The organism is Acinetobacter sp. MB5 (genome assembly GCF_003261585.1).
Classification (GTDB): domain Bacteria; phylum Pseudomonadota; class Gammaproteobacteria; order Pseudomonadales; family Moraxellaceae; genus Acinetobacter.
On the sequence record NZ_POVU01000001.1, the window covers coordinates 202,029 to 225,425 of the forward strand.

Consider the following 23,397-nt stretch of genomic DNA (forward strand, 5'->3'; position numbering starts at 1 on the left):
AATTGAAAACTTAAAATCAAAAATTGCAGGCATTTCGCCTGCAATTTTTTTATGAATGAGATTTAGCACGAAGCTGAGCAGCATATTCTACTGCATCACCCTCAGGCGCTTGTGATTTGTTATAAGGTTTTGCCACAAACATATAGACCAAACCACTGCCAATCACAAAACCAAGACCAATCAAGACAATCCAGCGATCGACAAATGAATTACCTGTTGCTGGTTGAGCCAGTAAGTAAATCGCAAAGATGCCGTATGCCAGTGCCAAGATATTGATGATCAACCCCCAAGCACCAACAGTCCACTCACCTGCTGGTTTCCAGCCTTTGAAACGCTGACGCAACGCCGCCAAAACCACCATTTGGAATGAGCAATAAATCCCGATCACAGCAAACGCAGTAATACGTGCCAAGCTATCTGGTTGGAAGTAAACCAAGAAACATAGCAAAATCGGCAGGATACAGCTTACAATCATGGCATTGTCAGGCACACCTTGTTTTGACAATTTCGCCATCCAACGGCTATTTGGCAACATTTCATCACGTGCAAACGAGAACACCAAACGGCTTAAAGCCGCTTGTAATGACAAGATACAAGACAGCATTGCGACAATCGCAATCACAATAAAGATATTCGCACCAGTTGTGCCGAGTGCTTCATTTAAAATTGCAGGAATCGGGTCAGTAATTTTACCTGATACGATTTGTAGCAAGTTTGGAGATGCCATCAAATAACCAAGTACCGATAAAATTGCAGATACCGCACCAAACACGATACTTAAAATCATGGCGACAGGAATCTGACGACTTGGGTTTTGCACTTCTTCTGCTACGTTACCGCAGGCTTCAAAACCGAAGAACATGAACAAGCCCAACAAAGATGCTGACATGAAGGCGCTAAAGTAAGAACCATTACTCGCCAACACGCCCATTGAATCAAATACCACAGAGAATGGTTGTGCACGGTGGAAAATCAGCAAGTATAAACCTAAGCCAATCACGCTCAGGATTTCACACCAAAACCCGATACGCGCAACACGTGCCAAGTTTTTTGTGCCTGACATGTTCACCACCATAATCACCAACAGCAAAATCACGGATGTGATGAGGCTATTCATGGCAGTCGGAGCGAAATGCAATAATGACAACACAAAACCGCTACTGTATTCCACAATCGAAGTGACTGTGACTACCAAAGCCCAGAGATAAATCCATGCTGCCATCCACGCGTATTTACGCCCCCATAAACGCCGCGCCCACGGATACAATCCGCCTGTAATTGGATATTGTGAGGCGGTTTCCCCAAATACCATCGCCACCAATAACTGTCCAATTGCAACAATTAAAATCCACCAAATCGATGGTGGTCCCGCCAGAGTAATCGCCAGTGCAAACAGTGAATACACGGCGGTCAATGGTGATAAATAGGTAAAGCCCAACGAAAAATTTGAAATCAGACCAATCGAGCGTTCAAACTGGGTGGCTTCTTGATCTACTGCATGTGCGATGTGTTTGACTTCATCGACCACCAGTCCCACATCTTCTTTAATCGAATGTTTTGTCATGTTATTTCCTTATATTGCCCTTATTCTTTGCTCAAAAGCAGATCAGAACAAGTATGCTCGGAATTGCCAAAATGGAAATTGAGTATGCCCCAACCCAATTCCCATCTGACGATCTTACCAACCCAATTGTTTGTTAAAGCCTAAAGCGTCGTAGTAATCGCCCTGATAGGTAATTTTGCCATTATGAACACGGACAAAGCTCACCCCTTCAAAGGATAACGGCTTGCCTGTTGCAGGGGTTTCTTTACTCCATGCCCCTGTATTGGTTCCGCTAAAACGCCATTGAAACGAAATACCATCTTTACTGACAAGTGGTTTACTGGTCATTTCCCATTTCAAGTTAGGTACAGCACCCACAAAAACTTTAATGACATTATCGCGTGCGGCTACACGTCCTTTTTGCGGTGTGCCAACGGTGACATCGTAGTACACGGCATCTTGTGCCAGATATTTCGATGCTTTTTCAGCATCATGTGCATTCCACGCTGCCATATAGGCTTTAATGACTTTTTGCGGATCTTCTTGTGCGGCATGTGCTGCGCCAACCAATGCCATTAAGGTCATAAAACTAAACGCACGAACTGTCTGTTGCATATTCCTCTCCCCGATTGGAATGTATTTTTTAAATTAATCTTCGTAAGCACTCATGACATGTTTAATACGGGTATATTCCTCGAAGCCATAGCCCGATAAATCTTTGCCGTAACCTGATTTTTTGAAGCCACCATGTGGCATTTCTGCAGTCAATGGAATATGGGTATTGATCCACACCGTACCAAAATCCAAATCGCGAGATAGGCGCATGGCACGTGAGTGATCTTTCGTCCAGACACTCGATGCCAAGCCATATTCCACATCATTGGCTTTGTCTAGCGCATCAGCTTCGTCACTAAATTTCTGCACGGTAATGATTGGCCCAAAGATTTCGGTTTGTACCACTTCATCATGCTGTGCCAAACCTGTGATGACCGTTGGCTCAAAATAGAAGCCTGCTTGCTCGGCTTTTTTGCCCCCTGTTTCAACTTTGGCATGTGCTGGCAAACGCTCAATAAAACCTTGAATACGTTGAAGTTGCCCTGCATTATTCAGCGCACCATATAAAGCGTCTTGGTCATCTGGCAAACCAAACTGGGTATTTTTGGCAGCATTCACCAGTTTCTCTACAAACTGATCATGTACCTGATCGGCAACCAAAACGCGGGTTGCTGCAGTACAGTCTTGACCCGCATTGAAGTAACCCGCGAGTGCAATATGCTCAGCGGCTTTGTCCAAATCGGCATCTTCAAAAATCAAAACAGGGGCTTTACCACCCAGTTCCAAATGGGCTTTGGCAAGATTGGCTGCGGCTGATGCTGCCACTTGTAAACCTGCACGAACTGAACCTGTAATTGACACCAGTGCAGGCACACGATGCGATACCACTAAAGAACCTGCTTCGGCATTGCCAAGTACCACGTTAAATACGCCTTTTGGAAATAATGGCGCTGCCAGTTCCGCCAATAACAATGTACTTTCTGGTGTGGTATCACTTGGTTTAAGCACTACGGTATTGCCTGCGGCTAAAGCAGGAGCAATTTTCCATACTGCCATTAAAAATGGATAATTCCACGGTGCAACCTGCCCGACGACACCTAAGGGTTCACGGCGAATGCTTGAGGTGGTTCCCTGTAAATATTCCCCTGTCGATTTGCCTTCCAAGCAGCGTGCTGCTCCTGCAAAGAAGCGAATTTGATCTGCTGCGGCAGCCACTTCTTCAGAAGCAATCAAATGTTTGAGCTGTCCTGTATTACGGCTTTGGGCTTCAACTAAACGTTCTGAATTTTGTTCAATCGTATCTGCAAGGGCTAACAGTGCCTTTTGACGAACCGATGGCGTTGCTTTTCCCCACACTGCAAACGCTGATTTTGCCGCCTGATACGCCGCGTTGACTTCCGCTTCTGTGGCATTCGGTGATTGGGCATACACCTCACCTGTCACTGGACTGACAAGGTCAAAGTATGTTCCACCCAGCGATTCAACATATTCCCCATTAATAAAATGTTTTAACTTTTGTATGCTCATTACGTGTCGTATTCCCTATGTACAGTCATTTAAAATAATACCTATAATGTTATATGTATTATGTTTAAAAATTCCTGTCAATCACTTTAATTAAAATTTTTATGTTTTATTGAATTCACGAATCGACTAGGAAATCAGCAAAAAGACTGCAAAATACGCCATCTGTATTTTTATTTCTGCCAAAGCTCGGTAGATTGTGCAAAGAACACAATAACTAGATTCAACACAATTTCTGACAAGGTAACCCAATGATAGAACTGACGCTTGGCGCCAATACTGCCCTGAACACCACACAACTGACGGTAGACATCCAAGTGTTTGGTTTAAGTGCGGCAGAATTGGATTTTAGCGTCTATCGCCTTGCTCAGCAGAGCCAGAAAGTCCGTGGTGACGATGACATGATTTTTTACGGGCAACCGCAAGATCAAGCCCGTAGTTTAAGTTTGTCTTCAAGCGCAGTGGGTGCATGTTTAATGGTGGATTTATCGCGCCAAGCCCCTGAAATTGAAAGAATTGCGATTTGCGCCACCCTCGCCGATGTCTCCCGTAATTTCTCAGCGATGAACTTCTTAAAAATTAGATTACTCAATCAAAATGAAGTGCTGGCTCAGGGCAAAATTTTAGGTGAGTCCCGCCAAGAAGCAGCTCTGATTTTAGGAGAAATTTACCGCTATAAAGGTCAGTGGAAATTCCGTCTGGTGGGGCAAGGTTTTAATGGTGGGCTCAAACCTTTGGCAGAGCATTTTGGGGTAGACATTGTAGACGAATCTGAATCAAGCTTTGCAACGCCAACGCCAACATCCAACTTTTTTACAGATATTTTGTCAAATCCACTCAAGATTTTTGAGAAACGTAAACACCTCAAAGCCTTTCAACAATTGATTGGCAACCTATTTCAAACTCAAGATCTGTCTGAAAAAACCCAGCAACAACTCATTCAGTTTTGTCAGCAGCATCAGCTTGATCTCAAAGAAGCTTTGGAATTTTCTCAACAAGAAACTCATTTATTTTTAATTACCGCGACCAGTAAGCAGTCTAAAGCGACCTTAGACCGCTGGATGGCTTTTTTACACCCTACCGAAAAAACCCGAAACCAAGTCTATGCTTTGCTGAAACAAAGCTCGGAACAGCAATTTCGACAAAAACTGCAACAAGCACTTCACTCACGTCAGCTCACTTTGCAGAATATGCAGGCGCTCGATCAGCTTTGCCACAGTCAGCAATTAGCGAAAGCGCAGCTCATACAAAGCATGCACAAAGACATTCAAAACTTTTTGCAGTTTCAACTGGCAAGTATGAGCGCTGATGGTTTTGTCGATCAGACTGAACAACAGGAATTACAGCAACTGTGCCAATTTTTACAGGTCAGCGCCCAACTTGAACGCGACTTGCAGGCACGAATTAGCAAGGTCAATCAGATTTATCAGATTCGTCAGGGGCAAGTACAACCGATACAAACCAATGAGGTCATTTTAAAAAATCTGGAAGTCTGTTATCTGCATCAGACACAAGTCAAAAAACTGCATGCCAAAAAAGAATCGCTCATCGGTGATCTGTTTGTGACCAGTGAACGTCTGATTTATATGTCTAATACCGCGTTAGAAATTCCGATTACGCAGATTATGGGTATCGAATGTCATGCTGCCACCATTTACATTACCGCGAAAACTCAAAAAGCGTCAGGTGAATTCTGGATTGGGCAAGATGCCGATTTGGTTGAAGCGTATATAGATCAAGCGATTAAACGTTTCCACCGTCAACTGGACTTTCAGCAAACCTCTGGCAACACACGGCATATTGCTCAACAGGTGAAAAATGCCGTGTGGGAACGTTGTCAGGGAAAATGTGTCGAATGTGGTGCATCGTCTTATTTGGAGTTTGATCACATTATTCCTTTTTCCAAAGGCGGTTCGAACTCGGAACGCAACATTCAACTGTTATGCCGTTCCTGTAATTTGGCGAAAAGTGATCGTTTATAAGACTGTATTCCACGATATATCGCTATAATAATTTGACCTAGCCTTAGGATAAATGCCATGACCTATTCGACTCAAAATACTTATGATGACATTTCTCCTTCCGCAGAAAGTCTGGCTCAGATCCATCCAGATCTGCGCGTAGCGTTTATTCTCATGAATCAGTTCACCCTCGCCCCTGTTGCAGGATTGGTTGAGTCTTTACGTTTTGCAGCAGACAAGTCTTTTCGCAGCTTACAAATTTACTGTAAATGGGACTGGATTACCTTTTCAAATCAATCGGTTTCTGCAAGCTGTGGTTTATCGGTCAATCCAACAAAAGAATTTAACTTACAAGAACTTAAAGAAAATTATGACTATGTAGTGATCGCGGGTGGCTTACTGACTGAAACGCGTGAACCTTCTCCTGAATTACTGGAAGCCCTCAGAGAGATTCATGCAGCTAAAGTGCCGATTATTGCCTTATGTTCAGGTTGTTTTGTCTTGGCCAATGCAGGCTTACTCGATGGTCTAAAGTGCGCCATTCACTTTACCACCCGAGATGAGTTTGCTACACGCTTTCCTAAAGTTATCACCATTGTTGACCAGAGTTATGTGGAAGACCAAGGCATTTTGACTTGCCCAGGGGGAACAGCAATTGATTTGGCAGCACATTTGATACGTCAGCACTGCGGTGATATTCGGGCACATAAAACTTTGGAATATTTACTGGTCAACGGTGAGAAACCAAGCGAACAAAAAGCTGAACAAATTGCTTTAAACCAACCAAATACTTATGAAAATATCATTGTTCATCAAGCAATTGCCTATATGCGTGACAATCTTGCATCACACATCACCTTAAAAGAAGTGGCTGAGCATGTAAAAACCAACCCACGCCAACTGCACCGTATTTTTGTGAGCAATACCCATGAGTCTCCCGCACATTACTGGCGAAAACTGCGTCTTGATCATTCTAAAAAGCTGCTTGCCAACACCAATAACTACATTACCAATATCGCCATTGAGTGTGGTTTTTCAGATGCCTCTCATTTTATTTTATGGTTTAAAAAACAATATGGAGAAACACCTTTTTCTTATCGTAAACGCCGCCATGAAGCCGAACGTTTGCAATAATTTGGCTAAACTATTCTATGAATTGTCCTAAAAACACTATTGAATCCCTGTATATTTCTTTATCATATTTCGCCCGTTTTATTGACACTCTCCCATGTCCAGACATCTTGCAACCCTGATTGGTCTGAGCGCCATCATCATGTGGGCTTCTATGGTTGGGCTGATTAAACATATCAGTTCAGCGATTGGCCCACATTTAGGGGTAACGCTCATTTATACATTCAGCGCAATTTTATTGCTGATTGTATTTAAAGTTCCCAACCTTCGTGCCATTCCCAAAAAATACCTGATTCTGTCTACTTTGCTATTTGTTGCCTATGAGCTGTGCTTTTCTTTTGCGATTGCTTTATCACAAAATGGACAACAAGCCATCGAAGTCAGTATTGTGAATTATCTGTGGCCGAGCCTGACCATTGTGGCATTTGTCATATTTAAAGAATTACGCTTTCAGTTCCTCATTGTCTTGGGTTTCTTACTCTCCATCACGGGCATTGTGTTTATTCAAACAGGAGATGGTGCTTTTAGCTTGGCAGAAGTCATGGCACATGTTTCAAGTAATCCGCTGTGTTATCTGCTTGCATTTTTAGGTGCAGTGATTTGGGCTTTTTATTGTGTGATCACCAAGAAAATGAGTCAGGGGCACAATCCTGTTTCAATCTTCTTTGTGGTGATGACCCTGATTTTATGGTTAAAATTGTTTATTCAGCATGATATCCATATTCCCGCAATGGATTGGTCGGTCTGGCTAACGATTGTTGTTGCTGCCTGTGCGATTGGCTTAGGCTATGCCGCGTGGAATATCGGGATGATTCACGGCAACATCACGATTTTAGTGATTGCGTCTTACTTCACCCCAATTATTTCTTCACTGATTGCGATGTTTGTATTGCACTCTCCACTCTCTACAACTTTCTGGCAAGGTGCAGCAATGGTCACCTTAGGATCATTTATTTGCTGGATTTCAACCAACTGGATTGCCATTCGCCCACTTGCCAAAAAGATTTTTCTCAAATTTAAATATGGTTTTTAATCCGAAACAGTCGCTTGCTTAACCGTTTTGCTTTTGCCACGAGTCGCAAACCAACACAAGATTGAGCCAAGACATACCATCGCTGCCCCTTGCCAAAAGGACATCGTCAAGGGTGTACGCAGCACCAACGCTGCCAACGCCGCCGAAAACACAGGGATAAAATACGATGCTCCCGCAAGAATCGTCACATTGCCGTGTAATATTCCGACATTCCATGCCGCGTATCCAAAGCCCATTGCAGCTGCTGCCAATAACAAATAGATCATGGCATGCAAATCAAAATGCATTGGGCTCCCGCCTACAAACAAATATTTGCACCAGAGCACTACGGCTGTCAGCATAAAAAATAAAGTAACTCCGTTTTTACCCTTCGCAATTCGTGCCGTCACAGTACAGTAAGCTGCCCAGATCAAAGCCCCAAAAAATGCCAAGCCATAGCTGAGTGGATTGTCTTGGATATTGTGCCACATGCCTTGCAAATCAAAGCCTTGATTCCCTCCAAGCACCCAGCAAATCCCACAAATTGCAATCGCAAATCCCGGAATGATCAAAAAATTGGCTTTTTGATGATTAAAAATAATCGCTGCAACCATGGTGAGTGCAGGCCATAAATAATTCACCATGCCCACTTCAATCGCTTGTCGGTTGGTATTGGCATAACCAATCGACAGCGATAAACATAACTCATAAGATACGAACAGTAAGCTACCCCAAATCAAATACTGTTTTGGGAACTCAGACAAACGCCGCCAGCCGACACTGAGCAGTAAAAAGACAGCCGCAACGGTATAGATCATGGCGGCTCCGCCTGTTGCACCTAGACTTTCACTGACACTGCGAATCAGCCCAACAATCGAACTCCATAACAGGACAGCAATCAGTCCAATTAAAGTTGCGCTTCTTTTATTTTGCATCACATTGAATCACTCAATAAATTGAAAATTACGTGTTGTGGCGAGAAAGCAGCATCGTCATGTTGGGACGAAATCTGCTTTTTATGCCAGCATCAACACCAAATCCAGATTTTTAACCGGCTTATTCGGCTGAGAAAAAATCTCCTGCACGACCCCATCCCGATCCGCCTTTACTGCAAGCTCCATTTTCATGGCTTCAATGGTAAACAGGGTGTCGCCTTTCACCACGCTTTGCCCCACTTTCACAGGAATACTGCTAATCATGCCGGGCATGGATGCCCCCACATGTGCAGGGTTGTTCGGATCCACCTGGGGATGTTGTTGCTGTTGTTCGCCTTGTGCATGCTGTGCTTTTACAGGCACCTGAACCAGACGTAATTGTCCGTTTAGTTCAACAAACAGGTCGATCAGGCCCTCTTTGGCTTCCGAACGTCCCAGTAGCTTGATTTCCAGAGTTTTCCCCGGTTCCAGTTCAACCGAGATGTTCTGCTGTTCCGATAATCCGTAGAAGAAGGCCGTGGAAGGAATCCCTGACAGGTTGCCAAACTGCTGCTGATGTTTCTGGTAGTCGCTAAAGACTTTCGGATACATCAGGTAAGATGCCAGATCCTGTTCGCTTATCGAGGTGCCGTAAATCATGCCCAGTTGCTGTTTTTCCAGTGCAAGGTTCACCGCAGGCAAGGTCGCTCCCGGACGTTGGGTCAGGGCGGTCTCCCCTTTGAGGATCTTGTGTTGTAAACCCTCTGGAAAACCGTGTGCCGGTGTGCCCAGTTCACCCTTGAACAGTGACACCACCGATTCAGGGAAATCGATTTCGGTCTTCGGGCTCAGGACATCTTCAGGCGAGAGTCGGTTCACGACCATATACAGCGCCATATCCCCCACGACTTTGGAGGTGGGTGTGACTTTAATGATGTCACCAAACAGCTGATTGACCTGGGCATAGGCATCCGAGACTTCGCTCCATTGTTTTTCAAGTCCCAATGAACGGGCTTGTTCGCGCAGGTTGGTATATTGTCCCCCCGGCATTTCATGGTGATAGACATCAGCCGTACCGGAACGCATGTCGGCTTCAAACGGGGCATAGACTCGGCGAACATCTTCCCAGTAGCTTGACAGCTGTTGCAGATGCTGTTGATCCAGTCCAGTGTCACGTTCTGTATTTTTTAAAGCTGCGACAATTGATCCCATGCTCGGCTGTGAAGTGAGTCCGCTCATGGCGTCCATGGCGGTATCTACCGCATCTACGCCTGAATCGATGGCAGCTAAAATACTCGATGCTGCAATGCCACTGGTGTCATGGGTATGGAAATGCACAGGCAGCCCTGTTTCTTCTTTGAGTGCCCTGATCAGTTCACGCGCGGCCTGTGGCTTGCAAATCCCCGCCATGTCTTTAATCGCCAGGATATTTACCCCTGCTTTTTGCAGTTGTTTGGCCATATCGACATAATAGTTCAGGCTGTAGCGGCGACTGTGGTTGAAGAGATCACTGGTGTAGCAAATCGCGGTTTCACAGAGCATGCCCGATTCACGGACTGCATCAATCGCCACGCGCATGTTATCGACGTTATTCAGTGAGTCAAAGATTCGGAATAAATCAATCCCACCTTGAGCCGCCTGTTGAATGAAGTGTCGGACGACGTTATCTGGGTAGTTGGTATAACCCACTGCATTGGCTGAACGCAGCAGCATCTGAAACAGGATGTTCGGAACGGCTTCACGCAGTTTGGCTAAGCGCTCCCAAGGGTCTTCCTTTAAAAAGCGCATCGAGACGTCAAAGGTTGCCCCGCCCCAGCATTCCATCGAAAACAGTTGATCTGCCATTTGGGAATAGTAAGGTGCGATGGCCAGCATATCGGCAGTGCGCATACGGGTTGCAAATAAGGACTGATGGGCATCACGCATGGTGGTATCGGTGATCAGGACCCGTTTCTGATCCAGCATCCACTGGGAAAAGGCATCGGCACCCAGTTGTTTAAACAGATCACGGCTGCCTTGAGGGATACTCTGGTGCAAGCGGTAGTCCGGCAACTGTGCGGTTTGAGGCAAGATTTTAGGAATACTTCGCCCCTGCATTTCAGGATTGCCATTGAGGGTGACATTGCCCAGAAAGTCCAGAATTTTACTGGCGCGGTCGCGCTTTTCTTTAAACTCAAACAGGGCGGGTGTGTGATCAATAAAGCGGGTGGTACATTGCCCCGAGGTAAACAGCGGATGGGCAATTACATTTTCCAGAAAGTTCAGGTTGTTGGAAACACCGCGGATTCGGAATTCCTGCAATGCCCGAAGCATTCTGGCATTGGCTTCAACGGCAGTGCGCCCTCGAACCGTCACTTTGGCCAGTAACGAATCATAGTAGGGGCTAATCACTGCACCCGTATAGGCTGTGCCGCTATCGATCCGGACACCAAAGCCTGTGGCACTGCGAAAAGTAGTCAGGCGACCATAATCGGGCATAAAGCCATTTTTGGGGTTTTCTGTGGTCAGGCGGCATTGCAAGGCATGACCAAGTAACTTAATTTCAGATTGCACAGGCACAAAACTGTCAGCATCGCCAATCTGTGCGCCTTCGGTGATGCGTATTTGTGCTTTGACAATATCGATCCCTGTAATTTCTTCAGTGACGGTATGTTCAACCTGAATCCGCGGATTGACTTCAATAAAATAGAATTCGTCTGTTTCTGCATCCATTAAGAATTCAACGGTACCTGCATGGCTATAGCCTGCAGTACGTGCCAAGCGTAATGCCGCTTCACAGATTTTTGTGCGTTGTGCTTCTGAGAGATAAGGTGCTGGTGCACGTTCTACCACTTTCTGGTTACGTCGTTGTACTGTGCAGTCCCGTTCAAATAAATGCACGATATTGTCGTGGGTATCTCCCAGAATTTGCACTTCGACATGACGCGCCTGTCGAACGAGTTTTTCTAAATAGACTTCATCATTGCCAAAGGCCGATTTGGCTTCACGACGCGCCACGGTAATTGCATCCGCCAGTTCACGTTGATTTTCAACCACCCGCATTCCGCGGCCACCCCCACCCCAGCTGGCTTTGAGCATGAATGGATAACCCACTTCGGCAGCCAGCTGTTGGCATGTATCTAGACTTTCAGGCAAAGCATTGGTGGCTGGAATGACGGGAACGCCTGCAATGATCGCGACATTACGTGCCATGACCTTATTGCCCAACTGACGCATCACTTCGGGTTTTGGCCCGATAAAGCGAATGCCTGCCTGAGCACAGGCTTCGGCAAAGTCTGGATTTTCAGATAAAAAACCATAACCAGGATGAATAGCATCAACTTTGGCTTCTAAAGCAATCCGAATGATGTCCTGAATATCAAGATAGGCCGCAATCGGTTTTTGTCCTTTGCCAACGCGATAGGACTGGTCAGCTTTAAAGCGGTGCAGGGCCAGTTTGTCTTCTTCGGCATAAATGGCTACGGTGGCAATGCCCATTTCGGCTGCGGCACGCATCACGCGGATGGCAATTTCACCACGGTTGGCAACGAGGATGGTTCGGATCGGGTTCATAATTTTTGCACACTAAAATTGCGTTCAAGCTGCTGATGAATACAAACCTGAACGCAGTCAATCGGAGTCTATTTGGCTTGGATTACTGAACTTAAAAGTTATAAACCAGCATCACGTTCACTAGCTTGTTCCACTTCCCATCGTCCCCCGCAGCCAGCGAACTTGCTGTGCCGCCAACAAAAGGATCGTTTTTGCCCATGACATATTCGGTGTATAACGAAACATTTTTATAGTCGAAAGACACCCCGACAATGTTTCGCTGTGAATTTGCAAAGCCTTTGTCCTTTTTGTCATAACCGCTTAAGACAAAGTACGGCGTAATGTTGACTAAGCCTTTGACATTCTTGAAGGTATAACTGGTATCGACACTATAAAAATAGCCCGTGTTTGCCATGTCATATTCACTGTCAAATGAACCGATAGTCGAGATGCTTGGACTCAGAATGTCTTGGTTATGCATCGACTGTTTGCCGCCTGTCATCACAATATTCAAATTTTTATAACGGATTTTATTAAACAGCGCCCAGACTTGGCGTGAACCTGTTGCAGAGGTTTTACGATTGTCGATGTCGGAGTACCAATAACTTCCTCCCACCGAAACATTCAGATCATCTGTTCTTAAAAATTTTAAATCCTGATCAACTCGTGCCATCCACATGTTCTTTTCTTGTAGATTGGTTTTCAGCGGATCAGAAGTTTCGACCATATTTGCGGTATAACGCGCCGAATCTTTACTTGCTCCCTTATAGTTGCCACCATCCGTAGCAAAATAGGCCAGATCGACTTTGGTTGCTGATGACAGCTCAGTGTGATAATTCACGCCCAAATCATGCGCATCTTGCAGCCCCATAGTGTTGTTAATACCTGCGTAAAAACTGCTGTCCCAAAAACGTGATGGGCCAAATGGAATCGGTTGTAAACCCACCGTAATGTTATCGGTGCTATTGAGTTTATAGCCAGCATACGCATCGACAAGGGTTGAAAAATCACAGAGCGTGTCATACTGGTAACAACGATATTCAGCATGTCCAAAGACATTTTTAGCCTGATAATCCAGTTTTAAAATGGCTGCATCAAATTTGATTTTTTGGTCAGATGCCGCTTGTCCATAGTCTTTATCTTGATAATTGGCACGCAAAGCCCCTGAAATGGTGAGTGCGCCTAAATCGCTATTGGCATCTCCCAAGGTAATACCTGCCAAAGCAGGAACACTTAAACCCGTGGTCAATAGACCTGTCATTAATCGAAAATAGAGTGGCTTCATTTACATATCCTTATTTAAATGAATTTTTGACAAAATAATGCCCTTCAAAAGCACATGGCTTTCGAATTCTTATGCTGTGATTGGGTATTTCCTTTGACTCATTCAGAGCCAAAGGAAGATGGAGGGCTGATTTATTATTTATATTGAATAGATACCACTACCCTTATGCAGGTTCAGAAACATCAATCCAGATGGTTTTAAGTTCAGTGTACTGATCATGTGCCCAAACTGACTTGTCACGACCACCAAAACCTGATTCTTTGTAACCACCGAATGGCGTGGTAATGTCTCCCTCACCAAAACAGTTCACCGTCACAACACCTGCACGAATGGCGCGCGAAAGTTTGATTGCGTGACGCAAATTGCTGGTATACACAGAAGCAGCAAGCCCATAGACTGAATCATTGGCAAGTTCAATCGCTTCATCTAGCGTATTAAAGGTGGTGACTGACAGAATTGGACCAAACACTTCTTCTTTAAAGAGCGTGTCAGATGCACTAATTCCATCAACAATCGTTGGCTCAACAAACATGTCCTGTTCAGTATTGCCACCACACACGATGTTGCGTTGTTCAGCTTTTGCCTGCTCAATATAGGATTTCACCTTTTCAAAATGAGCACGGCTAACCAGCGAACCGAGTTTGTGATCTGGATCGAGCGGATTGCCCATTTTCCATTCAGCAAGATGCACGGCAACTTTTTCCAAAAGCTGATCTTTAACATCGGCATGCACAATCAGACGTGAAGATGCAGAGCAGTTCTCACCCATATTCCAGAATGCACCATTGACAATGTGCTGAGCGACATGGTCGATATCTTCGACATCATTCATGACCACCGCAGGGTTTTTACCGCCACATTCCAATACAATGCGTTTCAGGTTGGATTCAGCGGCATAGTTCAAGAACAGTCGACCTGTCTCGGTTGAACCTGTGAAGCTGACCATGGAAACATCCATATGTTTACCAAGCGGCTCACCGACTTCACACCCACCACCTGGCAAAATGTTCAGCACTCCCGCAGGAATGCCCGCTTCTGCTGCCAGTTCTGCCACGCGAAGTGCGCTCAGTGTGGTTTCTTTGGCAGGCTTGATCACTACCGAACAGCCCGCTGCCAATGCTGGCGCAATTTTCCAAGCCAGCATCAGCAATGGGAAATTCCACGGCAAGACCAGACCCACGACACCAATTGCTTCACGTACCACCAACGACAACGTATCTGAACCGACAGGTGCAGTATTGTCATAGATTTTGTCAATCAGTTCGGCATGCCAGCGAATGGTATGAATCATTTCAGGCACGTCAGTCAGTTGACACTCACTCACAGGTTTACCGCTATCCAAGCTTTCAATGACAGCCAGTTCAACCGTATGTTGTTCAAGTAAATCAGCAAATTTGAGTAAGGTATGCTTACGCTCGTTTGGAGATAACTTATGCCAGCGCCCATCTTCAAATGCGGCTTTGGCAATGGCGACTGCGTTATCTACATCTTGAGTATTACACGCAGTAATTTCTGCCAGTAATTCACCCGTTGCAGGGTTGCTCGTTTGAAAGGTTTTACCCGAAACTGAAGCCTGAAACTTGCCATCAATAAATGCCAAGGTTTGAAATTTCAGATTTTTCGCGATTGCAGTATATTCTGCTGTCGTCAAAAGCCCTGACATTAAGCACCTCCAGTGATGGCAGCAACATCTTGTTTTAACTGTTGAACAATTTCCGCAAATGCCTGTTTTTTATCTTCAGGTAATGCTTGTAATGGTGCACGTACATTGCCAGTGCGCAGGCCATTCAACTCACAGCCGTATTTGATACATTGAATAAAATGACCCGTTTCCAAGTAATCCATCAATGGCATCATTGCAGCCATAATGCGGCGACCTTTGTCGAAATCTTTTTCAATGACACAGGCTTCATACAAGGCAATGTGTTCACGTGGTACAAAGTTGGAACCCGCACACACCCAGCTACGCGCGCCCCAAGCAAAGAATTCGAGTGCCTGATCATCCCAACCACATGAAATGTTTAAGTTTGGATAATTACGTGCCAGCATGTGTAACTGGTTCATATCGCCCGAACTTTCTTTCAGACCAACAAAGTTTTTTGACTGAGCAAATACCGTGTCAAAGAATTCCTTGCCCATCGACACTCCCATACGTGCTGGGTAGTTATAGAACATCACGGGTAAATCAGCAGCCTGATCAATCGTCAAAGCATGCACTGCGGTTTCTTGTTCTGTCGGTAAAGCATAAGGTGGTGTAGTCACTAAAATGCTATCTGCTTTGATTGCTTTTGCGACTTTGGCATATTCCACAGAATCTTCTGTACGGATTGCGCCAGTACCCAACATGAGTGGAACACGTGTACCAATTACATCTTTGGCAAACTTCGCCAAGTCATAGCGTTCTTGAGCGGTATGTGCGTAATATTCACCTGTGGTTGCCGCCACGATAATGCCATGGACTTTGGCATCAATCAGATATTCTAAAACCTCAGCAAAACCTGCCTGATCAATTGAACCATCCGCAGCCAATGGGGTAATTACTGGGGTATAAATGCCGTCAAAATTCATTGTATTTTCTCCACAAAAATCGTTTTTTCCTTGAGTGCCATGAGATCTGCTCATGGCATATCACTCATCTTAAGAATTTAAAGAGGTTGCTTCTTCCAAGCTCATTGCACGTGTTTCTGGTGCCAAAGCCACTGAGACAATCAAACCTAAAAGTGTTACACCTGCCGCAACAAACATGGTGTTGCCGATTCCAATCGTGTCTAAAGACATCGGGACTAACCATGTGCCAATCGCAGCGCCAATACGGGAGAATGAAGTACCCATCCCCACGCCAATCGCACGAATTTCAGTTGGGAATAACTCGTTTGGATACACCAGCTGCAACACTTGAGCGCCACCAATAAACAGCGCATACAAGCTGAACAGCACCACAATCAGAATTTGTGAGCTATCTGAAAACATGCCCAAACCTAATAATGCCAAACCTGACCACAAGAAACTTTGAATGACCATTTTGCGGCGACCCATGCTGTTAATGAGACGTGTTGCAATCACACAGCCCACCACAAACATCATGGTAATAATCACTGAACCTAAAGATGCCCATTCGCCTTTTAAGTGCAGCGCAGCCAATACTTTTGGTGCAAAGGCATACACGGCAAAGACAGGGATGACTGAACACGCCCAGAACATTGAACAGAAGAACACACGTTTGCCATAACCAGAAGCCAAGACCTGAGTGAAAGACAACTGTTTTTCAGGGGCTTGTGCAGGCACATTCGCCAATGAGAAATTTGCGCCATACACTTGTTTAATAATCGCTTCAGCTTCGGCAGTACGCCCTTTACTAATCAACCAGCGTGGTGACTCAGGTGTGCCGATTCGCATGATAATCAGGATAAATCCAATGACTGCAGGACTCGCAAGCACCCAGCGCCAAGCCTGATCATGTCCAAGACCGAGTAACGCATTACCCACGATGTATGCCAACGCTGCACCGACAAACCACATAATGGTGAGCATCGCTAAACGTGGACCACGCGCCTGTTTTGGTAAAAACTCAGCCAGTAATGCACCACCTGCGGTGTATTCAAAACCGACTCCAACACCGATGATGAAACGACACAGGAAAATCGCCATACCCGACTCAACCCAAAGTTGAGAAAGCGAACACACCGTAAATAAAATTGGAGCAACAAAGTACAGTTTTTTGCGCCCCATGAAGCCGCCCATCCAACCACCGAGAAATCCACCAAAGAAAATCCCGATCAGTGCAGACGCAGCAATCATGCCTTGCCAGAAATTAGTTAAATGCAAATCTGCCGATAGCTGCATCAGCGCCACGCCAATAATGCTCAACACATAACCGTCAAGTAGCCATCCACCACCTGTACGCATACTGAGTAATCGATGGAAGCCATTCATTGGCACATCATCAATTGATACATCATTTCTTGTCATTGTTCTCTCCAGTCCTTGACCACCGAAGTGGATGTGTTTCCTACACATTTTGCTAAATTTAGGTTGAACGAACCCTGCAAAATTAAATGATTAATTTTGCTGATCTATTTGGTTAAAGATTTTGTGATGTTTAGGTCAATCAACCGCCCTGTTAACGACTTTCCATCACACTGTATTTCGATGTCACAGGATTAACTTTCTAGTCCTGCTTTCATTTGCCCCCACCACAGTGTGGCATTGACACCTATTGATAAAAATGGTTCTGGCGGAACTCGGTTCGGCCCAGAGGTTGAGAGTAGAAAATCGATCAGTTCATTACTCTCACCCGAAATCCAGTCTGCAAGTAGTGTTCCTGTCACCGTGCCACGGGTAATTCCCAAACCGTTACAGCACAGTGCACCATAAACATTCGGCGCAAGCTGACCAAAAAAGCCTTTATGATTTTGGGACAATGCCAGCGAACCGCTCCATGTATATTCAAAATCAACTTTTGGCAACATTGGAAAACGGCGCTCAAAAGATTTTTTATGGCGATGTACAAACTTGTCTAAACAATGCTGTTTTGGCTGTTGATTCGGGTTAAAACTAAAACTGTTGCGCATCAAAATTCGGTTGTCATGTGTGCGGCGTACCGTACTACCAAATGGGTCAGATGGAATCACACCCCAAAACGATTTCCCGCCTAAATCCGCTTGCTCTTGTTCAGTCAATGGTCGAGATAAACTGGCATACAAAAACACAGGTAACATGGTGTGTTTCAGAAAACCAAAACGTTGACCAAAGGCATTGTTAGCCAAAATCAATTTATCTGCCGTGATCTGTCCAGACTCATGTTTTAAAATGACTTTTTCGCCATATTCAACTTCAGTAATCGGGGTATTTTCATATAAGGTGACATTGGACGGTAAACTGTCCGCCAAGCCTTTTACCAACGCTGATGGTTGAAGCAACATAGTCCCTGGAGTAAATAAACCTCGTTTGTAAAATGAAGTCCCAATGTGATTCGGTAAATCTTGTCCGCTAATCACTTCGTAAGGTTGACCCAGTTTATCTAGCCCGCGCTGATACGCTTCCAACACCGCAATCCCGCGATTTTCAACGGCTGCCTGATATTTACCACTGGCACGCATATGACAGTCAATGCCGTGTTCTTGAACCAAGGAATGAAGAATCGACTGTCCAAGCAAGTTGAGTTTGAGTGTGGTTTTGGCAATTTCAATATCACCAATATAGTCTTCAGCACCAATATCGTGTGGCAAGTCAATTGCAAAGCCTGCATTACGACCTGCTGTACCAAAACCAACTTCTTGTGCTTCAACCAGTACCACTTCATCATCTGGATAACGTACAGCCAGTTGTCTAGCAGCCGCCAAACCTGTATAACCTGCACCAATAATCACCCAACGCGCATGGCTGTTGCCCACATGCTTTGGTTTCACTTGTCGTTTTGGACTTGTATGATACCAACCGCAATTTTTATCATCGGCAGGTAATGCTGCAACCTTAAGCATCTTCTAAACTCCATTTTTATTGATCTTTCAGCGACTTGTCCTATCGCTGAATTCAACTATTTCAGCCTGTGGAAATTTCCTTATAACTTAAAGGCACTTCCACACCTGCTGGTACTACATATTCCGTCATGCGACGACGTGACAGATCCATATGTACGCGAACAAGCTCACCTGCTGCGCCTGCATCATGTCGTTCAATCGCTTCAATAATTTGATTGTGTTGAATCACAGCCAAATCCAAATCTTGTTGCATATCTACGGTATTCGGCTCTCTGTAAAAGATTTTTCCCAAACGGGCATGATCAATCAGAAGTCGTTGCAAACTTGGCAACAAATAGGCATTGTCCGCTATTCTTCCAATTTCAAAATGAAACTGATTGTTATAGAAAACTCGGCCTTCGACATCATTTTGATCAATCGCTGCGAGAAACAATCGTTGTACTTCTTTTAAAGCCTCAACATCCTTTTGTGTTGCATTGATCGCTGCCAACTGAGTTGTAGAAATATAAATCAGTGGTGCTGCCAAGAAAAAATTCCGCAAAGCCTGATGACTCATGGATGACACACGTGCCGCCCGATTTGCTTCAAGCTCGATATAACCTTCTGCCGCCATCTGCCGAATCAATTCACGAACAGGTGGACGCGAAAGACCGAATTCTTCACTTAATGCCACCTCATCAACCACCGCACCAGGTGCAAGCTCCATGCTGATGATTCGGCGTTTCAACGTCTCTGCAAGTAAGACTTTCTTATCCATGAGAATCCCTCCGTTTTGAGTTTTTTTTCCATTGTATGGAGCAACTCAAATCGTGTCTACAAATTGTCTAATCTGTATTTTTTCAAATAATACAATTTGTAGATATTCTCAAATATAATAAAAAGGACAAGTTATAGAATGTTTTGTCATATTTTTTTGATATGAAATTTTTTTAGTCGTTTAAGCATTCTCTTATAAAGTAGAGATCAAAAATAAAAATCTTAAGATATTGAAATAATTAACCATTTTACAATTAAAAAATGAGGGTTAATTGTATGGGTAGTACTTATGGTTCAAAACAACATGCTTTACTTTTAATATGATTGTTTTAACAGCATAGCAAGCCAATTATTGATATTATAAAGTTACCAATCAACAAAACTAAATTATGAGTTCTATAACAATCTCTTATGCAATCTCAATAAATTGATTGAGATATCCAAGTCAAGATAGAAATTTTCTAAAAATGACATTCCACTACATTACTGTAATTGTTCTTTTAATCTGCCTAATCCCTATCATCACTTATGTTTTCTGGAAAATTATTTTTAAAGCATGTTTCTACCGAATTTGTCTTTATCGTCGAGGAATCATAACAACAGCAGAAATTACATATCTCATTGATTCTTTAATCAAAGTTCAATATAGATCGCTTTTTTATATCAGATTAAGATTTCATACATCAACCAATGAAGTAAAGACTGAAAATATCAGTTTCTTAACTGCTAAGAAGAAGATTCAAAAATATAAGACTGGGACTCAAGTCAGAATTAAATATGTTCCTTTTAATTTCTTAGATTAGCATTTTTGAGCAAACTAAGTATTTTTTATTATGTGCTATTTCTCTCACCTTGAGAGAAATAGCACCATGATTACAAATATTAAATTACATTAAACACTTAACATACTATTAAGTGTTTCAATTTTTTCATTCATTGTAAGTTTTTAAATTATATCGTTATTTTTCATTTTAAAAAGACTGGCTGCAAAATTCCTGCAAAATAATGACAAAACTATTTGTGCTGTTTTTGGCAGTTTTGACCATTCTGACATGCTTTAAACGTAACAAATTTTCAGATAAAAAGGCAATAAAAAAGACTCTCTCAAAAGCCCTTTTGAGATTTGCAATTAAACGAGTTCGTTTGGTTTTTTAAAATATGTTTAAATACCGAAAAATTCTTGAAAATTATAGTTATGAAATTTATCCCTGCATTTTTATCATTATTTTTTATAAGTTCATCGGCTTTTTCAGCATCGACTTCTATTAATTTCATGGAACCCATCAAGGCCAACAATGCTGCTGAAGCACAGTATATAGAGCGTTTGCTCCGAGTTCAGTCTGAAAGATATGCCGTAGTCTATCCCGCGTATCAATATAAAAGTTCTGACGAATCTTTACTTAAGTTATGCATGAATACTGGAGCACGTGAAAGTTACGTGGCATTTGTTGAGTTAAACCATGAATTTTTCACAGATCAAGTATCTCAATCAGTTGTAAATCTGGATAAATACTTTTTAAAAGAAAATTATGCTGTACATGGTAATAAGTGTAAATCAATCGAAGACTCGATTGAAAATAAAAAAGGATACACCGCAAAAAGACAAGCATTCACAGAGGCAGAAGCTAAGGCTAGAGCTGAGGCTAAGGCCAAAGCAATTGAAAAAGCGAAAGCCAAAGCTGAGGCTCGGGCTAAAGCAGAAGCTACTAGCCATTAGAAAAGATATGGACAGTACAAACTACTCTCTCCAATAACTCTCATAAAAAAGACTCCCGAAAGAGTCTTTTTACATCTGAAATAGCACGAAATTAAATCACTGTGCTCGCCACTTCATAATGTGTTTTGTCTAATTTGCCTTGTTTAAATAACCAGGTTGCGACCTCTGGCCAAGAGTACATAGCCGACTTCGATGCCAGTCCATACATCGGTCTTGGAAAGTTTCCATCGCCGCGTTTGTTTTGGGCATAGAGTGAAAGTGCCTGTCGGCTCATGCCTGCCCGTTCTGCCATTTCAGAGAGTGTAGAAAAGCCTTGTTCTTCTACGATCAAATCTGAAAAGCCGAGTGAACGAATATTGTCTAAAGCCGATGTAATCGCTTGTGCTGCGCTCGGGGCTTCCCGATCAAACTCTAGATAGATGGTATCGTTATAGCTACAGAGCAATGCATCGTCACAGCCTGCTTCAAAAAACTGGTCTTCGAGATCTGCTAGGTCTGAACGTGCATCACGTACCACTACGGTGAAGTGATATGTATTCATAGTTCATCTCCGTTGCATTGTTTAACTTTACGAAGGATCTGTTTTGCATGAGTTTCTGGGTCTTTTGGTGTGCTCCAGACACTCATTTGATGTTCGGCATGCCCGAGCACGCATTTTAAGCGACAGAATGCATGCCCTGATTTGCCTGTATCTACAACATCCCAACCGTTATCTATCGCGTATTCGATGGCTTCTCGAATATGCTTATTAGGATGTTTTTTCATCTTTAATCCTTTTGCTGCAAACTGAATTATAGTTTAGTTTGTTGACAATGGTCAACAAACTAACATTTATGCAGGCGCATTAAACCAGTTTGGATTGGTGTCCATGATTTCCCCGTTGGACATGTTCACAATACGGAAGTCTTTGCTAATGAGTGGCTGACTGTTTGCGCCACGCATGTTGTAGCGTTTGCTCACGTCTAGCGCGAGTTCATTTGCTCGGGTGATCAGGCTTGAGTATTTGAAAAACTCAGTCGGGTTAAGCTGTCGAAGTGCATTCCAAACATGCATCATTTTAAAGTTTTGGTTAATGACCGCCTCAACGAGCTGTTGGATCTGCTTTTGGTCTTGGCGTTGTAGTTGGTGGCTTTGTGACACCACAGCCGTAAGGTTATGCACGTACTCCACGGCGTAAGGCAAGCTTTCAAGTGGAATGTCTTCCACATGTTCTACGTCAAAGCGTTGATGCAGCATTTTGTAGACTTCTACGGTGTTTAGGCTCGACTTGCTGACCAGTAGCCCGACTGCTTCGGCGAGTGGGATGCGGTCGTCAATGATGGTTTTGGCTTTGGGCTGTATTTCTTTTTCAAGTATATCGAGTGCCCATTTGCGGAATTCTTTAGCGACTGGTGTGCGGGCAAAGAATGTGATGAGATGGCAACCACGCAAAGTAAATGCTCTGATTGTTTGAATACCGCCATTGGTATGTACTTCTATCAATCGTGTCATTGAAGATGAAAATTCCTCAATATTTCGATTAAATAATTTTGTGATAGCGGTTTCAGGATTTGCATATCCTAAGGCTAACCCAATTTGGGTTACCCCTATCCATACTTGCCCATCATTTGTAGAAACTGGGTTCAAGTTCACTTCATTAAATGTTAATGCTAGACTATTCATGTCTACTCTCCTAATGGTTTAGACAGAAGCCCTGATTGCCGTCCAAAGTTCTCAGGGCTTCACTTTTTCAATTTGATTGTTTCAATAATTCTGCTCGAAGTTCTTCTAGCGATTTCACTATAAAATTATTAAGAGAACGCCCGTCTTTCTTCGCCTGATCTACAAGAAAATTCTTTAAGTCTGAAGGTAACCGTAAATTATATTGAGGATTTTTGTGCTCACTCATGCTCTTCCGCCTAATAATATCAATCGGGTATAAATATTAATACTATTATTCGGGTAGTATTGTCAATACCCACTTAATATTACTATGATAGTAAGTCACC

General features: G+C 43.6%; 19 protein-coding genes. 4 read left to right on the forward strand and 15 right to left on the reverse strand.

Going from position 1 to position 23,397, the window contains the following annotated elements; genetic code table 11:
• Positions 1–49: 49 nt before the first annotated feature.
• From C1A47_RS00940 to C1A47_RS00950, 3 genes are all read right to left on the reverse strand, one after another.
• Complete coding sequence (locus C1A47_RS00940) at positions 50–1,564, reverse strand: APC family permease (protein ID WP_205669572.1); 1,515 nt, start codon at positions 1,562–1,564, stop codon at positions 50–52.
• 114 nt (positions 1,565–1,678) lie between these two features.
• Positions 1,679–2,158, reverse strand: a complete 480-nt coding sequence (locus C1A47_RS00945; protein WP_111891520.1) for an ester cyclase — start codon at positions 2,156–2,158, stop codon at positions 1,679–1,681.
• Positions 2,159–2,191: 33 nt separating this feature from the next.
• Positions 2,192–3,625: a gamma-aminobutyraldehyde dehydrogenase gene (locus C1A47_RS00950; protein ID WP_111891522.1), complete on the reverse strand. Its 1,434-nt coding sequence runs from the start codon at positions 3,623–3,625 to the stop codon at positions 2,192–2,194.
• Positions 3,626–3,873: 248 nt separating this feature from the next.
• Between C1A47_RS00950 and C1A47_RS00955 the strand changes: the two genes are divergently transcribed.
• From C1A47_RS00955 to yddG (C1A47_RS00965), 3 genes are all read left to right on the forward strand, one after another.
• The gene (locus tag C1A47_RS00955; protein ID WP_111891524.1) at positions 3,874–5,604 is read left to right on the forward strand and encodes a TerD family protein; all 1,731 of its coding nucleotides are present in this window, start codon (positions 3,874–3,876) and stop codon (positions 5,602–5,604) included.
• Between the two features lie 57 nt (positions 5,605–5,661).
• The gene (locus C1A47_RS00960; protein WP_111891526.1) at positions 5,662–6,717 is read left to right on the forward strand and encodes a GlxA family transcriptional regulator; all 1,056 of its coding nucleotides are present in this window, start codon (positions 5,662–5,664) and stop codon (positions 6,715–6,717) included.
• Between the two features lie 94 nt (positions 6,718–6,811).
• Positions 6,812–7,747 (forward strand): aromatic amino acid DMT transporter YddG, encoded by a 936-nt coding sequence (gene yddG, locus C1A47_RS00965; RefSeq protein WP_111891528.1) that lies wholly within the window; start codon positions 6,812–6,814, stop codon positions 7,745–7,747.
• Here yddG (C1A47_RS00965) and yddG (C1A47_RS00970) read toward each other — a convergent pair.
• From yddG (C1A47_RS00970) to C1A47_RS01005, 8 genes are all read right to left on the reverse strand, one after another.
• A complete protein-coding gene (gene yddG, locus C1A47_RS00970; protein ID WP_111891530.1) occupies positions 7,744–8,661 on the reverse strand; it encodes an aromatic amino acid DMT transporter YddG in 918 nt (305 codons plus the stop codon). The genes yddG (C1A47_RS00965) and yddG (C1A47_RS00970) overlap by 4 nt on opposite strands.
• 81 nt (positions 8,662–8,742) lie before the next feature.
• Entirely contained in the window at positions 8,743–12,192 is a 3,450-nt protein-coding gene (locus C1A47_RS00975; RefSeq protein ID WP_111891532.1) for a pyruvate carboxylase, read from the reverse strand.
• Positions 12,193–12,283: 91 nt separating this feature from the next.
• Positions 12,284–13,456, reverse strand: coding sequence for a hypothetical protein (locus tag C1A47_RS00980; RefSeq protein WP_111891534.1), 1,173 nt, complete (start codon positions 13,454–13,456; stop codon positions 12,284–12,286).
• 163 nt (positions 13,457–13,619) lie between these two features.
• Positions 13,620–15,119: an aldehyde dehydrogenase gene (locus C1A47_RS00985; RefSeq protein WP_111891536.1), complete on the reverse strand. Its 1,500-nt coding sequence runs from the start codon at positions 15,117–15,119 to the stop codon at positions 13,620–13,622.
• Positions 15,119–16,024, reverse strand: a complete 906-nt coding sequence (locus tag C1A47_RS00990) for a dihydrodipicolinate synthase family protein (protein ID WP_111891538.1) — start codon at positions 16,022–16,024, stop codon at positions 15,119–15,121. The genes C1A47_RS00985 and C1A47_RS00990 overlap by 1 nt, the downstream gene beginning before the upstream one ends.
• Before the next feature lie 69 nt (positions 16,025–16,093).
• Positions 16,094–17,425, reverse strand: a complete 1,332-nt coding sequence (locus tag C1A47_RS00995) for an MFS transporter (RefSeq protein ID WP_111891540.1) — start codon at positions 17,423–17,425, stop codon at positions 16,094–16,096.
• 191 nt (positions 17,426–17,616) lie between these two features.
• Positions 17,617–18,936 (reverse strand): NAD(P)/FAD-dependent oxidoreductase, encoded by a 1,320-nt coding sequence (locus C1A47_RS01000; RefSeq protein ID WP_111891542.1) that lies wholly within the window; start codon positions 18,934–18,936, stop codon positions 17,617–17,619.
• Between the two features lie 61 nt (positions 18,937–18,997).
• Complete coding sequence (locus C1A47_RS01005; RefSeq protein ID WP_111891544.1) at positions 18,998–19,693, reverse strand: GntR family transcriptional regulator; 696 nt, start codon at positions 19,691–19,693, stop codon at positions 18,998–19,000.
• 1,194 nt (positions 19,694–20,887) lie between these two features.
• Between C1A47_RS01005 and C1A47_RS01015 the strand changes: the two genes are divergently transcribed.
• A complete protein-coding gene (locus C1A47_RS01015) occupies positions 20,888–21,409 on the forward strand; it encodes a hypothetical protein (protein WP_162625901.1) in 522 nt (173 codons plus the stop codon).
• A gap of 91 nt (positions 21,410–21,500) precedes the next feature.
• Here the strand turns inward: C1A47_RS01015 and C1A47_RS01020 are convergent, their stop codons facing one another.
• The 4 genes from C1A47_RS01020 to C1A47_RS01035 all read right to left on the reverse strand — a co-directional run bounded on the left by C1A47_RS01020 (position 21,501) and on the right by C1A47_RS01035 (position 23,297).
• Positions 21,501–21,950, reverse strand: a complete 450-nt coding sequence (locus C1A47_RS01020) for a transcriptional regulator (protein WP_045794233.1) — start codon at positions 21,948–21,950, stop codon at positions 21,501–21,503.
• The gene (locus C1A47_RS01025) at positions 21,947–22,174 is read right to left on the reverse strand and encodes a hypothetical protein (RefSeq protein WP_004752848.1); all 228 of its coding nucleotides are present in this window, start codon (positions 22,172–22,174) and stop codon (positions 21,947–21,949) included. The genes C1A47_RS01020 and C1A47_RS01025 overlap by 4 nt, the downstream gene beginning before the upstream one ends.
• Positions 22,175–22,240: 66 nt before the next feature.
• Entirely contained in the window at positions 22,241–23,071 is an 831-nt protein-coding gene (locus C1A47_RS01030) for a Bro-N domain-containing protein (RefSeq protein WP_111891550.1), read from the reverse strand.
• Positions 23,072–23,138: 67 nt separating this feature from the next.
• Entirely contained in the window at positions 23,139–23,297 is a 159-nt protein-coding gene (locus tag C1A47_RS01035; protein WP_111891552.1) for a YlcI/YnfO family protein, read from the reverse strand.
• Positions 23,298–23,397: the final 100 nt, after the last annotated feature.